We start from the raw sequence: 13,292 nt of genomic DNA on the forward strand, positions 1-13,292 counted from the left end.
TGGGCTCAATAATAGAAATAACGGGTGAAGTGGAAGAAGAGAGGGGCGGTGAATGTCAGGCTGTCAATGCGGTCGAGAATGCCTCCGTGGCCGGGGATCAGGCTGCCTGTGTCCTTGACCCCAAGATCCCGTTTCAAGGCGGATACCGTGACATCTCCGACAAACCCGGCAACGGGAATGAGAAGACCTGCGGCGGCTGCATGAAGCATGCCGAATGGCGTCACCAGGGGAGCCGTCAGCAATGCCAGAACGAACGTCGTTCCAACTCCTCCTAGAAATCCTTCCCATGTCTTGTTCGGGCTGACGCCCGGAATAATTTTGTGCCGACCGAAGAGTTTGCCCCAGGTGTATTGGGCTACGTCGTTAAACTGGGTCAAAAAGATCAGGAAGAGAAGCAGTCCAGCACCCCCGGACATGTTTTCGGGTGTTGGTGGCAGGATCAGAAGAAAGGCCGCGTGACTGATCGAGAAGACGCACAGCATCAAGCCCCAGTTCAGAGTTCCGACAGACTTCAGGAAGCCGTCCGTCTGCTGTGACAGCAGGCTGGCAAACGGCAGAAACAGGAACATGTAAACCGGAATGAACACCGCAAACATGCCGTAATAGCTGTCATAGACCCAGAAATACTGGACGGGAATCGAGAGGTAAGCCCAGAAAAGGACGCGCCGGTCGGTGCGCCTTGTGGGGATCATTGAGAAGTATTCTTTCAGTGCCAGAAAGCTAATGAGTGCAAAAACAATAATTGAAATCGTTTTGCTGACCAGGAAGGCAAGCGTGAAAATCGCCACCATGACCCACCAGCTCTGGGTCCGCTGAACAAGTTCGCTCATGTCCTTGTCCGAGCGCTTTGCGACAGCAAAGACAATGACGCTTGCCAGTGCGAGGATGCCCCAGATGCCTATGATAACCCAATGAATTGTATCAAGTGTCATGCGGAAGCCCGCTCCTTCAGTGCCGCTTTGGCGCGGTTCCAGATTGTCAACGCGGAGAGCAGGAGACCTGCTGCAAAAAGTACAAGGAACAGCGTACTGGATTGAATGCCCAGCCCGATCAAAAATCCGCAAAAGCCGAAGAGCACTGCACGGTCGCTTTTGCCGAACGGGCCATCATATCGCCGGCTTGCGCCTATCTGCACACCTATGACACCTGTCATTTCACCAATGATGCCGAGCACCACCAGTCCGATAACAAGTTCGCCCGATACAAAGGCCAGCGCAGCAAATGGGAGGTACAGCGCAGCGTCGGCCAGAACGTCGCCCAGTTCGTTCAAAATCGCTCCAAGATCCGATTTCTGGTCGTGTTCACGGGCGAGCATGCCGTCAATGGCGTTTAGCCCCATGCGCAAAAACAGGATCAGGGGAAGAAGCAGGAAGGGTACTGCCGATCCTGGAAACAACCAGAGGGCCGCACCTTCAAGAACCGACAGGATCAGGGCAACAATTGTCACCTGATTTGCAGTCACTCCGGCTTTTGCCAGTTTTTTGCATAGAGGACGCAGAAGATCCTGGAAACGAGATTTCAGCTGATAAACGGTAGGCATTCTTGTAACCGGTTGAATGTGTTTGTTTCATATAAGCATGGACGGCCAAATTGCACACAACGATTGGTAGGTGGCGACCCTTTCAAGTGAGAGACGTTCCATCAACAGCTTGCCATTTCGATCGCGCGGCGCTACTCTTGATTGGTAAATATTAATACAACCCGTTATGCGCTTATTGGTGGTAATCCCGGATAGCGGGTCTTCAAAATTACCCGCTTTGATTTTTGCGGGTCAACATTGCTGAAATTCGTGGGCTGAAACTTGGTGGTCGTAACGGCTTGTTTTTGTTGCCGTTCAGCCATCGGATTGGGCAGAGGTTTTTACGGCCGCTGCCTTGATAGTTTGCGAAAGTTGTTGGTTTGACTGAAGTCGTTGTCCTGATATCCGCCTCGCTATTGACCGAGCTGAGAAGTGGCAAGCCACAAGCGGTTTCTGCCGTGGCACTAGAAGGTGCCTGCAATCATCACGGCGCGATTTGCAATCATGACCTTGCGACCCCCAATCCGGGCTCGTCCGACAGCTTTTTTTTAAGTTTTTTTCTGGACGAACAGGCCGGTGAATTCACAGAGAAGATCAAGGACCTCGACGGGGTTTTGTCCGTCTATGTCAAGGCGGGTTTAGAGCTTCCCTGAAGTCGGCCGGTTCGTCCCATATTGCCAGGGAGGATGTCATGGCCAGGAAGTCCAAGAAAATCACTGCAGGTCCGGCTCCAGAGGCGGAGCTGATTGCAATATCAAAGGCGGATGCCGGGCTGCGTACAGGTGGCCTGGAAATAATCTCGCTTGCAGGTGCCCCAACAACAAAGCTTGAAAAGACGCTCAAGAAATACGGTGGCACCGCCGTGCCGCTTTTCGGTCCAACGGAGGAACGGGTTGCGGCATCTGTCGGAGCATTGTCGGAAGCTGCAATGGCTCCACTTGCCAGCCTGACGGAATTTTACCGATTGAAGGCTCCTGAATCTGATCTTGAAGACCTGCAAAAAGACCTTCTGGAAAACGATCTGTTCGAGGCTGTGTACCTGAAGCCGGCTGTTGAACTTCCCGAAGAGGCCGTGGTTGAAGGCGTGAATGAGATGGTGGCCGCCCCAGATGTGCCGCCCCCCGCTTCACCGGACTATGTCGTCAGACAGATTTATCTTGACCCGGCTCCGGCCGGCATCAACGCGCGCTGGGCCTGGACTCAGGCCGGCGGGCGCGGCACGGGTGTCCACATCACCGATATTGAAGGCGGGTGGCGCTTTACTCACGAAGACCTCGTCGAGCGACAGGGCGGTGTTGTTGGCGGAACGGAATATAACGATGTCAGCTGGCGCAATCACGGCACGGCGGTTCTTGGCGAATATGGCGGCGACATCAATGGCTTCGGCGTCACCGGCATTTCACCGGAAGCCATCTGCACAGCTGTTTCCCATGGGTCGCTGGGATCGGCCGGTGCCATCAATCATGCCGCTGCACGTCTGAGTGCAGGGGATGTGCTGCTTCTTGAAATGCACCGTCCCGGCCCGCGGCATAACTTCCGTCTGAGGCCGGATCAGAGAGGCTATATCGCCGTTGAATGGTGGCCGGATGATTTCGCCGCAATCCTGAATGCTTCGCGGCGGGGGATCATCGTAGTGGAGGCTGCGGGCAACGGCGCGGAAGATCTCGATGACGCTCTCTACGAAACGCCCGGCTTCGGGTTTCCGGCCAGCTGGAGCAATCCTTTCCGTCGGTCGAACCGGGATTCCGGCGCTATTGTTGTCGGGGCGGGTGCGCCCCCTCCTGGAACCCACGGACGCAACCACGGACCGGACAGGTCCCGTCTCGGGTTTTCCAACTATGGATCAATTGTCGATGCGCAAGGCTGGGGCCGCGAAGTGACGACATGCGGTTATGGCGACCTTCAAGGTGGTGCCGATGAAGACCTTTGGTATACAGACCGCTTTTCGGGCACTTCAAGTGCATCACCGATTGTCACCGGTGCGATCGCCTGTCTTCAAGGCATGGCGCAGGCGCGTGGACGGCCCGTCTTCACACCGGTCGATCTGAGAGATGCGTTGCGGACGACAGGATCGCTGCAGCAAGATGCCCCCGGCAGGCCTGCGACCCAGCGTATCGGAAACCGTCCGGATTTGCCGGCACTTGCCGGTGCTCTCTTCGGCGGGAGTGGCGGCAATTTGCGCTCTGCTGCCTTCCGGCGAGTGATCGAACAATGGCGCCCGCTGGAAGTCCGCGCACTCATTGACATCAGCCCTCAACTCACAGCAGCACACACGACTACCGTGCTGCAGCAGGCACTGGTGTCGGCGCAGCCGGTGACGGCAGATGGTGATGGAATTCTGGGTAAAATGGCGATCATGTTTAGGGTTTCGGCTTTGGCCGGTCAGGCGATCGAGATTGCCGGTCCGGTCGGTGGTGGCCGTTTCCGATACTGGGGCAGCATCGCGGCCGACGGTCTTGGTCAACTCTATGTGGATGAGGGACATTCATCGACAGGGAGCGACAAGTACGATCTTGTGGCCGAGATCCAGGGCGTCAACACAAGGTTCGCCTTTGACGGGAACTTGCAGCGATACGTGGCTGTTTAGGCTTCAAGCAGGCTGGAAGCGGTAGCGGCCGGTGATGCGGTAAGAGAAAAGCCGGTCTTCCAGCTTGGTACCAGCACCGATGTTGTGAACAAGCATCGGACGCTGACCATCGGGCGATTTGCGGTGCGTGACAATGGCCATGTGCGGCAGATTGCCCGGCAGCAATTGCGATACGATATCGCCCGGAAGATAATCCCTCGGGTCGTCGCTTACTGGAAGCCCGGCGCCTTTCCGGGTGAAAAAGGTCTGCAAGTTGGGCACACGGCGGTGGTCGATGTTTTTGTCCGGCCGCTTCAGGCCCCAGTTCTTCGGATATGCGTTGAAATCGTTCTTCATGTCAGCGTTGACTTCGCGTTGAAGATCAAAGCCGAAGGCATCTCGATAGGCGCGGACGATGACGTCCGTACACACACCGCGTTCCCGCGGAATGTCGCCGTTCGGGAACGTCAACCCGACATAACCGGGATCGTAGAGAACGGTAACGCCGATCTGGGCTTCGGCTGCGGTTATCAGAACTTCCGCCCAGGTATCGGGATTTTTCCAGATGATGTCCGTAGAGGATTGATCCCCGCCTAACGCGTCAAGATCTGGCAAACCTGACCGCCCGTCCGTGCTGAGCTTTTGTGCTGGAACGCGTGAGGCCGCTAACAGACCGCCACCTGCAAGCACCAATCCACCAATCAGAAAACTCCGCCGTCTCATGAACGCTCCCTCTTACCTCGTCTTTTTTCGGTAATCGCAGAGTGAGTCAGCAATGCGGCGAAGTCAGTTTATGCTTCGACCGCGGACAAACTATCTTTGGTAAATACTCACGAACGTGATGATAATGGTGCACCGTTGTCGGGTTGATACCCACGAGATCGGTTTTGCGCTGTGTTTTCTGACTGGAGACACCCATGGAAGTGCTGCTCCTTTGTGCCGGTTCGGGCCGGAAATCCTGGGAAGGTGAAAGCGCGAACCGGCCGCTGCGCACCAAAGGCAAACGACAGGCACAAAAAGCCGGAGCATGGATGGGGCGATGCGGCTTGGCTCCGAAAACCGTATACGCGGCTCCGTGTGAGCGTGCTTGGGTGAGCGCTCAAAAAGCATTGAAAGCAGGTGGTTGGACCAGCGAAAACATCGAAGTCTCCAGACGCCTTGGCAATGGAGTACTGCCTCGGCTTAAAGGCCGCGGATTGTCGATGCTGGTTGCGAAAGCCTCGGTCATGCGCCAACTCATTGCTGGCCTCAAGTTGAATACTGAGACGGATCTGGCCCCAGGGGTTCTGCTCCATCTTGGTTTGACCGAAGGAAAGTGGCGTGTGCTTGCACGCGTTGATCCGCGGGATCTTCCCGATTTTTTTCCGTTTCCAGGTCCAGATGGTCCCGAGCACCGGGAGCGGCCGTTTTACTACTACACCCAGTCTGCGGTTGTGCCCTATAGGAGGACACGAGGCGGGGTTCAGGTCTTGATTGTTGGTTCCAGCGGTGGCCGTCATTGGGTGGTACCGAAGGGAATTGTTGAACCTGGCCTTGATCCCGGCGCTTCTGCGGTGATCGAGGCACGCGAGGAAGCAGGTGTTGAGGGAAAGATCAGCGACGAGCCGATAGGCTCCTACCGCTACGAAAAGTGGGGTGCGCTATGCCATGTTGATGTTTACGCCTTGGAGGTCGAAGCTCTGATCCCGGAGGCTGACTGGAAGGAAAACCATCGTCAGCGGCGATGGGTTACGCCACAGGAAGCCGCTAATCGCGTGGCGCAATCACCAGTCAGCGCCTTGATCCGCGCGTTCGCAGATGAGCATTCCGCAGACCTTTGAGGGCCGGTTGAATCTCAGAAATCAAACGCAAAACTCCGAAAGTTTTGGTTTCTAGATCGCGGCTTTGAAGGCTGAAGCCAGAGCGTTGAGAGCGCCAGAAAGGCGACCATCCTTGACGCGTGTATGCAGGATTACCGGCAAGGCCGGCAGCTCAGGCAGCCCAAGTCGAGGACCTACATCAACAGCACCGAGCGGGAGCATGCGCCGAGACAGCGCGGACACACCCATGCCGGCAACAACGGCGGCAGAAACTGCCGTCACTCCACCGCCGACGAAGACTTCCCTCCATTCAATTCCCGCGCCGTCGAGCAGTTCTCCCGCCAGGCTCCTGACACCGCAAGGTTCGGGCATTGTCGCAATCGGCAAAGGCTCCCCTTCGTTGTGCCGCCATTTTTGCGATGCGAACCAGGAGTATTTTTCATGAGCGATGGTCTGCCCGCCGTCTCTCCCCTTGTCGAACCGGACAATTGCGGCATCCAGTAGCCTGAGATCGTAATCTTTCAACAGATCCAGTGAGGACCCTATTCGGATTTCGATGGTGAGTTGAGGATCTTGCGCATTCATGCGCGCAACCAGAGCCGGAAGGTCTGGTCCGGCAACATGATCGCTCAGACCGATTGCCAGTTTCTGTCGTGACCCGGCGATTGTCGTGAAGGCACGGTCATGGACCTCAAGCAGTTCTCGTGCATGCTCGAGAAACACTGCTCCGCGCGCGGTCAGTTCCACATGCCTTGGCGTTCGCTGGACGAGTTTGCAGTCCAGTCTTTCTTCAAGGCGCTTCAATTTCAGTGATATTGCCGACTGGGTTATTCGGGCCATCTCTGCGGCTCGGGTAAAACTGCCAAGCTCGGCGATACGAACGAAGGCACGTACACAATCAAGATCCAGCGCACGATCTACCATAAAGATTTTTTATCTCTGTAATCCGGTGCCATTTTGTTTTGAAATGATAATTTGAGTAGGTCAATGAATGCAAGCGTCTCTGGAGGACCAAATGCCAATTGTTCATGTGTCAATGTGTGCCGGGCAATCGAAGACCTATCGCGAAGCTGTGCTGGATGGCGTGTACCTGGCCATGCGAGATGCCTTGCAGGTTCCTGATGACGATCGCTTCATGACCCTCACTGAACACGCGCCGGAAAATTTCCGCTACGGCTCTGCATTCGGGGTCGAGCGCAGCATAAACGTCCTTTACATCACGATCTCGGTTTTCAATACACGCACAGCCGAGCAGAAAGCGGCTCTGTTTCAACGGATTGCGGAAGTGTTGTCTCAAAATCCGGGTGTCCGCCCAGAAGATCTGTTCGTGACTGTGCATGACCTGCCGAAGGAGAATTGGTCAGTCGGTCATGGTCGTCCGTTTGCCTGAGGTTTCAAGAGCAAATGAGGCGACGCGTTCCAGCCATGCTGGCAGTCGCAGGGCCGTCCATGCCCTCAACCCCAGGTCTGAAGTTCTGCCGAATAGCTGGACAGGTCGCCAAAGTGCTCCTTGACCCAGTTCGGATCATAGTAGGTATCAAGATACCGCTGACCGCTGTCACACATCAGCGTGACGATTGAACCATCTTCACCCTGGTCCAACATTTTTCGGGCGATCTGCAGAGAGCCCCAGAGATTGGTGCCTGTAGAAGCGCCCGCCTTCCGGTCGGTCAGCTTTTCGAGCCACAATATGGTCGCTACGCTGGCAGCGTCGGGAACCTTGATCATGTCATCGATCACATCGGGCAAAAATGAATGCTCGACCTTCGGGCGACCAATGCCCTCTATACGGCTGGATTTCTCTGAAGTGAGGGTGCGATCTCCAGTCTGGTAGGCATCATAGAAGACCGAATTTTCCGGATCGACAACCGTGAGCTTGGTGTCATAGCCTTTGTAGCGGATATATCTGCCAAGAGTTGCGGATGTTCCGCCTGTGCCGGCACTCATGACCAGTCTTTTCGGTGTCGAATGAGGTTCCCATTCCAGCTGCCGGAAGATGCTTTCGGCGATGTTGTTATTGCCGCGCCAGTCGGTTGCCCGTTCCGCATAAGTGAACTGGTCCATGAAATAGCCGTTAATGGAGGCTGCGAGATCCACTGCTGCACCGTGCATCTCCGGTGCCGATTCAACAAAATACGTTTCGCCGCCGTGAAGGCGGATCTGTCCGATTTTGCTGTGCGCGGTGCTTTTGGGCACCACAGCTATGAACCTGGCACCGATCATGTTTGCGAAATAGGCTTCCGACACAGCGGTGCTGCCCGAGGACGCTTCAATGACTGGCGTACCTTCCCTGATCTTGCCATTGCAAAGTGCATATAGAAAAAGAGATCTCGCAAGGCGATGTTTCAAGCTGCCGGTCGGGTGCGTGCTTTCGTCCTTCAGATAAATGTCGACACCCTTCAGGGAGGGCAGGGGCAGTTTGAACAGATGCGTATCGGCTGAACGATGTGCGTCCGCATTGATCCTGGTGATCGCTTCTTTTACCCAAGTGCTCACAATCCGCCTTCCCAATCACCGCTGCCCAATTCGAAATTAGTTCGCCCTTCCGGATCGGTTTTCTCCGATCAACTTTGGCAGCCGCCAGATAACCGGCAAAGACACAAGGACAGCGGCGATCACATAGTAGACAGGCGCAAAATCGTCGCCTGTTCTGTTGACCAGATAGGTTGCAATCATCGGCGTTGTGCCGCCAAAGATTGCCATGCAGGTGTTGTAGCCCAGTGCAACGACACTGCAGCGCAAATGATCCGGCGCCATCAACGTCAAAGCCGACACGGACAATGCCCATCCAACGGTGCTGGTGATTGTCAGGCCGAACTGCCCGAGGAACACAATGCCAATGTCGGGTCGATGCATCAGCCACCAGCTGGGGATGGCTACAAGAAGCGTACCGACTGCACCGACGAGAAAAACCGATCTTTGACCGAACCTGTCTGCGGCCAGACCGCAAACCGGCACGAGCAGGGCCATGACAATCAAGTTGACGGTGGTAATGTCGAGCGCAGCGGCGGAGGTGAAGTGCATTTGCGACGTCAGGTATGAGACCGCATAGACAAAGATAACGAAGTAGATGACCGCGCTCGGGATCAGCAGCAGCACCATCTGGATCAGCAGTCTCCAGTGATCACGAAGACTTTCCATGATTGGAGAGGCTTTGCTCTTTTGCGCATCGTTCGGCGCGCTTTCAGTCAGGCTGCGCCTCAAAACGGCACTGAAAAGAGCAACCAGAGCGCCAAGTGCGAACGGGAGCCGCCATCCCCATGACTGCATGTCTTCCGGAGACAGGATGGAGCTCACTGCTGCAGGCACAGCAGAGCCCAGGACGCAGCCCCACATCATGGCGAAGGCGACCCAAGCCCCTGTGAGGGCCTTTCGCCCGGGTTGGGCCTGTTCCACCAGCAAAACACCGGAGGCGGTGTATTCACCTGCAACTGAAATACCCTGGACGACACGGATAAGAACCAGCAGAACCGCAGCCGTGACGCCGATTTCTTCGTAGGTTGGCAAAAGCGCAATTGCGAGCGAGCCTGCGCCCATCAACAGTACCGAAATCATCAAGGCTGTCTTGCGCCCGATCCTGTCGCCGATATGCCCGAATATCACGCTGCCGATTGGCCGGGCAGCGTATCCGACGGCAAGCACCGCAAAGGCGGACAACAGGGAAGCGAACTTGTCTTCGGAGGGAAAGAACAAGGCCGCAAGCGTAGGTGCCAGAAAGCCATAGACTGTGAAATCATACCACTCCAAAACATTGCCGCTTGCCGCGGCGAAGATGGAACGCGGGGGCAGTTTTGCTTTTGTCGTGGTCATTGTTGCGCGCAAATGCCTTTGGAATGCTGATCGGTTCTGACGATTTTAGCCGTGTTGGGAGACATGGCTGAAAGGCGGAGTTGCATTGAAGGCTCGCATAAGCGCAGAGCACATGAAACCCCTTTCGACGCGGTTGCCATGGATCAACCGGGGCAGCAGCAGAGGAGGTGCCCCGGTCAGGTCAGTCTTTCTCAGTCTCAGGCAAGCTTCATTGTTACGATGCCAGCGACAATCAGAAGCGCAGCAACCAGGCGCTGGATGGTTACTGTTTCGCCAAGAAACCAGATGCCGACCACAAAGGCGCCAACGGCGCCTATCCCGGTCCAGATCATATAACTGGTTCCCAGCGGAAGGCTGCGCATCGAAAGCGAAAGAAGAGCGAACGAGGCCACCATTGCGCCAAGCATGATCAGCGTTGGTGTCAAACGCGTGAACCCCTGCGATTCCTTCATCGCGAACGCCCAGACGATTTCAAGGAAACCTGCGGCGAGCAAAAAAATCCAAGCCATGGGATCTTCTCCTGGCCGGGCCGTCCCGTTGATTTGATGGAAGTTGGAGGCCGTCCTCCGGCTGTTCAGGTGGGGTGCCGACTTGCTGGTTCAAGTGAAATTTCTTTCATGTTGAATAGCAAGTTCGAGGCACTAAAGCGGAATGCCGCTGATATGTGCCACAAGTTCGAGGCTGTTTCTGACACCAAGTTTTTTCATCAATCGAGCCCTGTGAATATCAACCGTTCGTGGCGAGATTTCCAGAACACGGGCAATTTCCTTGGAGGTCTTTCCTTCGACCATAAGCGTTGCCACCTGCCGTTCCCGCACGCTCATGTCGGTAATCGGCCTGTCTTCGGAAATGTCGGCAAAGGACCAGACAGCGCGCGCAAAAGGTTCTGCGGCATCCAGCGACTGGCCGCGAACACGGCACCAGAACAGCTCTCCGTCTTGTCGGCGCATAATTCGTTCGTCACGGTATCGGCCGGTTCCCATCATTTTCTGGGCGCCTATCTGGCCGATGCGGGAAAACTCCTCTGAAGAGGGGTAAAGGATCGACAGAGAGGCGTCAGTCAGCTCAGCACGGGAATAGCCGAACATCTCGGCAAAGAGTGTGTTGCACTTCTTTATGCATCGGTTTTCGGAGTAAATCAGCCCGACCGGCGCGAATTCAAAAGCGATTGTCTCGCTGTCTTCCATGTTCTCCCCGTTAGGTAAATTGACGTAATTCCTCAGAACGTCTCGCAATAGTATCTGAAAGGTCGCATAGGGAGGCAAGAATGAACCCGGCAGAATGGCTTTATAGAAGCGCGGCAAGAATGCCTGATGCACCAGCGCTTCATACCGGCACAACATGTACTGCCAACTATGGCGAGTTTGCCAAACGTGCCGGCTCCATCGCCTTGGCTTTGTCCAAAGAAGATGTCGGCAAAGGCGACCGCGTCGCATTTTACTGTGCCAACCGGACCGAGTATCTGGAAGCCCTCTATGGCGCATGGTGGATCGGTGCATCGGTTGTCCCGATCAACGCCAAACTGCATGTCAAAGAAGCTGCCTGGATGATCGAAAATTCCGGAGCGTCTTTTGTCTTTGCGGATGAGGAATCCGGCAGGCAACTCGCACGGCTTGTCGATCAGAATGTGCGTATCGTCAGTCTGTCGGGTGAAGAGTTTGGCGCAATGCGCTGCTCCCAGTCGGACAAAATTCCGGTCGCCCTCCAAAAGGATGATCTTGCCTGGTTGTTTTATACATCCGGCACGACCGGCAAGCCCAAGGGCGTCATGATAACGTGTGGAAACATCCTTTCCATGACGCTGACCTACTTTTCAGACGTGGATGAAGTCAAAACCCAGGACGCCATCCTGTATGCGGCCCCAATGAGCCACGGGGCTGGTCTCTACAATTTCATGCATGTCCTGAAGGGCGCGCGGCATGTTGTGCCCGAAGGCGGTGGCTTCGACGCCGAAGAGATACTGAAGATTGCTCCTCTGATCGGTTCCGTGTCGATGTTCGCAGCCCCGACGATGGTTCGAAGGCTTATAGACGAAGCCAAGGCGAAGAACCTTTCCGGCAAAGGCCTCAGGACCATCGTCTATGCCGGTGGACCGATGTACGAGGCGGACATTCTGGAGGCTGTCAATCTGATGGGGCCTCGCTTCATCCAGATTTACGGCCAGGGTGAGTGTCCCATGGGAATCACGGCACTGCCACGAGAAGAAGTGTCTGATCGTGGTCATCCGCGTTGGCGAGAACGGCTGAATTCAGTCGGAACAGCGCAGTCCGCTGTCCTTGTTGCGATTGTCGATGAGGCAGGAAACAATCTTTCGCCCGGTGAAGTGGGGGAAATTGTGGTGAAGGGGCCTACCGTCATGAAGGGATATTGGAACAACCCGGATGCGACTTCGAAAACACTTCGGCAAGGCTGGTTGTGGACGGGAGATCTCGGGCGCATGGACGATGCCGGGTATGTGACCCTTCAGGATCGCTCCAAGGACGTGATCATTTCCGGTGGTTCCAATATCTACCCACGCGAAGTGGAAGAGGCTCTGCTGAGCCATGTGGGCGTGCGTGAAGTGGCGGTTGTCGGCCGGGTTGACCCGGAGTGGGGTGAAACCGTAGTGGCCTTCGTTGTCTGCAACGATGATCATGGCGTCACGACACAACTACTGGATTCCCATTGTCTGGATCAGATTGCACGGTTCAAACGACCAAAAGAGTATCGTTTCGTTTCTGAACTGCCGAAGAACAACTACGGAAAGGTTCTGAAGACGAAGCTTCGGGACAGAGTGAACGAGGAGGAGCAGACATGAGCGAACTGACCGGGAAAACTGCGCTTGTCACTGGATCGGTGCAAGGGATTGGGCTGGCCATTGCAAAAGTTCTTGGGCGGGCAGGGGCACGAGTTGGCGTACACGGCCTGGCGACGGATGAGGAAGCAAAATTAACTGTTGAAGCTGTACTGGAAGCCGGTGCTCCTAAGGTAAGGTTTTTCGATGCGGATGTCAGAAATGTGGCCGCGATCGAGACAATGATGGGGGAGGTTGAAGGCTGGGGCGGCGCTGATATTCTCGTCAACAATGCGGGAATTCAAAAAACCGCCAGTCTTGCGGAAGCTGATCCGGCAATCTGGGACGCGATCATCGGCGTCAATCTTTCGGCAGCTTTCCATACCATGCGACTGACCCTTCCGGCGATGGCAGCCAGAGGCTATGGCCGGGTGATCAATATTGCATCGGTTCACGGGCTGGTCGCCTCCGTGAACAAGGCACCTTATGTCGCGTCAAAATTTGGTCTGGTGGGAATGAGCAAAGTTGCTGCTCTTGAATATGCGACGGCAGGCAGGAAGGCAGCAGGCGGCGTTACCGTCAACTGCATTGCGCCCGGTTGGACGGAGACAGCCATCATCGAGCCACAAGTGGCAGCCCGCGCCGAACAATTTGGCGGAGACCGGGACAAGGGGATTGCGGATCTGCTGGCAGAAAAGCAGCCGTCACGACGCACCTCCGACCCTTCTGAAATCGGTGAGCTTGCTCTTTGGCTTTGCAATCCGATAGCTCACAACGTGACGGGTGCAACGATCCCCGTCGACGGTGGCTGGACGGCGCAATAGG

14 protein-coding genes are annotated in these 13,292 nt (G+C 55.7%); 6 read left to right on the forward strand and 8 right to left on the reverse strand.

What is annotated here, in order from left to right; all coding sequences use genetic code 11:
- Positions 1-5 precede the first annotated feature (5 nt).
- Positions 6-932, reverse strand: coding sequence for a phosphatidate cytidylyltransferase (locus Q0835_RS07520; RefSeq protein WP_298822447.1), 927 nt, complete (start codon positions 930-932; stop codon positions 6-8).
- On the reverse strand, positions 929-1,540 hold the full coding sequence (locus Q0835_RS07525) for a CDP-alcohol phosphatidyltransferase family protein (protein ID WP_298959839.1): 612 nt from the start codon (positions 1,538-1,540) through the stop codon (positions 929-931). Before Q0835_RS07525 ends, Q0835_RS07520 begins: the two co-directional genes overlap by 4 nt.
- 359 nt (positions 1,541-1,899) lie before the next feature.
- On the opposite strand from Q0835_RS07525, the gene Q0835_RS07530 reads away from it, so the two are divergent.
- Positions 1,900-2,172 carry a hypothetical protein gene (locus Q0835_RS07530; protein ID WP_298822450.1) on the forward strand — a complete coding sequence of 91 codons (273 nt, stop codon included), beginning with the start codon at positions 1,900-1,902 and terminating at the stop codon, positions 2,170-2,172.
- 38 nt (positions 2,173-2,210) lie between these two features.
- Positions 2,211-4,106, forward strand: a complete 1,896-nt coding sequence (locus tag Q0835_RS07535) for a S8 family peptidase (protein WP_298959841.1) — start codon at positions 2,211-2,213, stop codon at positions 4,104-4,106.
- 3 nt (positions 4,107-4,109) lie between these two features.
- Here Q0835_RS07535 and Q0835_RS07540 read toward each other — a convergent pair whose 3' ends face one another.
- Positions 4,110-4,808 (reverse strand): DUF1287 domain-containing protein, encoded by a 699-nt coding sequence (locus tag Q0835_RS07540; RefSeq protein WP_298959844.1) that lies wholly within the window; start codon positions 4,806-4,808, stop codon positions 4,110-4,112.
- Between the two features lie 194 nt (positions 4,809-5,002).
- On the opposite strand from Q0835_RS07540, the gene Q0835_RS07545 reads away from it, so the two are divergent.
- Positions 5,003-5,905 carry an NUDIX domain-containing protein gene (locus tag Q0835_RS07545; RefSeq protein WP_298959849.1) on the forward strand — a complete coding sequence of 301 codons (903 nt, stop codon included), beginning with the start codon at positions 5,003-5,005 and terminating at the stop codon, positions 5,903-5,905.
- 51 nt (positions 5,906-5,956) lie between these two features.
- Here the strand turns inward: Q0835_RS07545 and Q0835_RS07550 are convergent, their stop codons facing one another.
- Positions 5,957-6,808, reverse strand: coding sequence for a LysR family transcriptional regulator (locus tag Q0835_RS07550; protein ID WP_298959852.1), 852 nt, complete (start codon positions 6,806-6,808; stop codon positions 5,957-5,959).
- A gap of 91 nt (positions 6,809-6,899) precedes the next feature.
- Between Q0835_RS07550 and Q0835_RS07555 the strand changes: the two genes are divergently transcribed.
- Positions 6,900-7,274 (forward strand): tautomerase family protein, encoded by a 375-nt coding sequence (locus tag Q0835_RS07555; RefSeq protein ID WP_298959855.1) that lies wholly within the window; start codon positions 6,900-6,902, stop codon positions 7,272-7,274.
- Positions 7,275-7,339: 65 nt separating this feature from the next.
- Here Q0835_RS07555 and Q0835_RS07560 read toward each other — a convergent pair whose 3' ends face one another.
- From Q0835_RS07560 to Q0835_RS07575, 4 genes are all read right to left on the reverse strand, one after another.
- On the reverse strand, positions 7,340-8,380 hold the full coding sequence (locus tag Q0835_RS07560) for a PLP-dependent cysteine synthase family protein (RefSeq protein ID WP_298959858.1): 1,041 nt from the start codon (positions 8,378-8,380) through the stop codon (positions 7,340-7,342).
- Between the two features lie 36 nt (positions 8,381-8,416).
- Positions 8,417-9,694 (reverse strand): MFS transporter, encoded by a 1,278-nt coding sequence (locus Q0835_RS07565; protein WP_298822456.1) that lies wholly within the window; start codon positions 9,692-9,694, stop codon positions 8,417-8,419.
- 197 nt (positions 9,695-9,891) lie between these two features.
- The gene (locus tag Q0835_RS07570; RefSeq protein WP_298822457.1) at positions 9,892-10,203 is read right to left on the reverse strand and encodes a multidrug efflux SMR transporter; all 312 of its coding nucleotides are present in this window, start codon (positions 10,201-10,203) and stop codon (positions 9,892-9,894) included.
- A gap of 132 nt (positions 10,204-10,335) precedes the next feature.
- The gene (locus tag Q0835_RS07575; RefSeq protein ID WP_298822458.1) at positions 10,336-10,881 is read right to left on the reverse strand and encodes a LuxR C-terminal-related transcriptional regulator; all 546 of its coding nucleotides are present in this window, start codon (positions 10,879-10,881) and stop codon (positions 10,336-10,338) included.
- 80 nt (positions 10,882-10,961) lie between these two features.
- Between Q0835_RS07575 and Q0835_RS07580 the strand changes: the two genes are divergently transcribed.
- Both Q0835_RS07580 and Q0835_RS07585 read left to right on the forward strand, forming a co-directional pair.
- Positions 10,962-12,491: an AMP-binding protein gene (locus Q0835_RS07580; RefSeq protein WP_298822459.1), complete on the forward strand. Its 1,530-nt coding sequence runs from the start codon at positions 10,962-10,964 to the stop codon at positions 12,489-12,491.
- A complete protein-coding gene (locus tag Q0835_RS07585; protein ID WP_298822460.1) occupies positions 12,488-13,291 on the forward strand; it encodes an SDR family NAD(P)-dependent oxidoreductase in 804 nt (267 codons plus the stop codon). The genes Q0835_RS07580 and Q0835_RS07585 overlap by 4 nt, the downstream gene beginning before the upstream one ends.
- The last annotated feature ends 1 nt before the right edge of the window (position 13,292 follow it).

The sequence above is a fragment of the uncultured Roseibium sp. genome, assembly GCF_947499295.1.
Lineage (GTDB): Bacteria > Pseudomonadota > Alphaproteobacteria > Rhizobiales > Stappiaceae > Roseibium.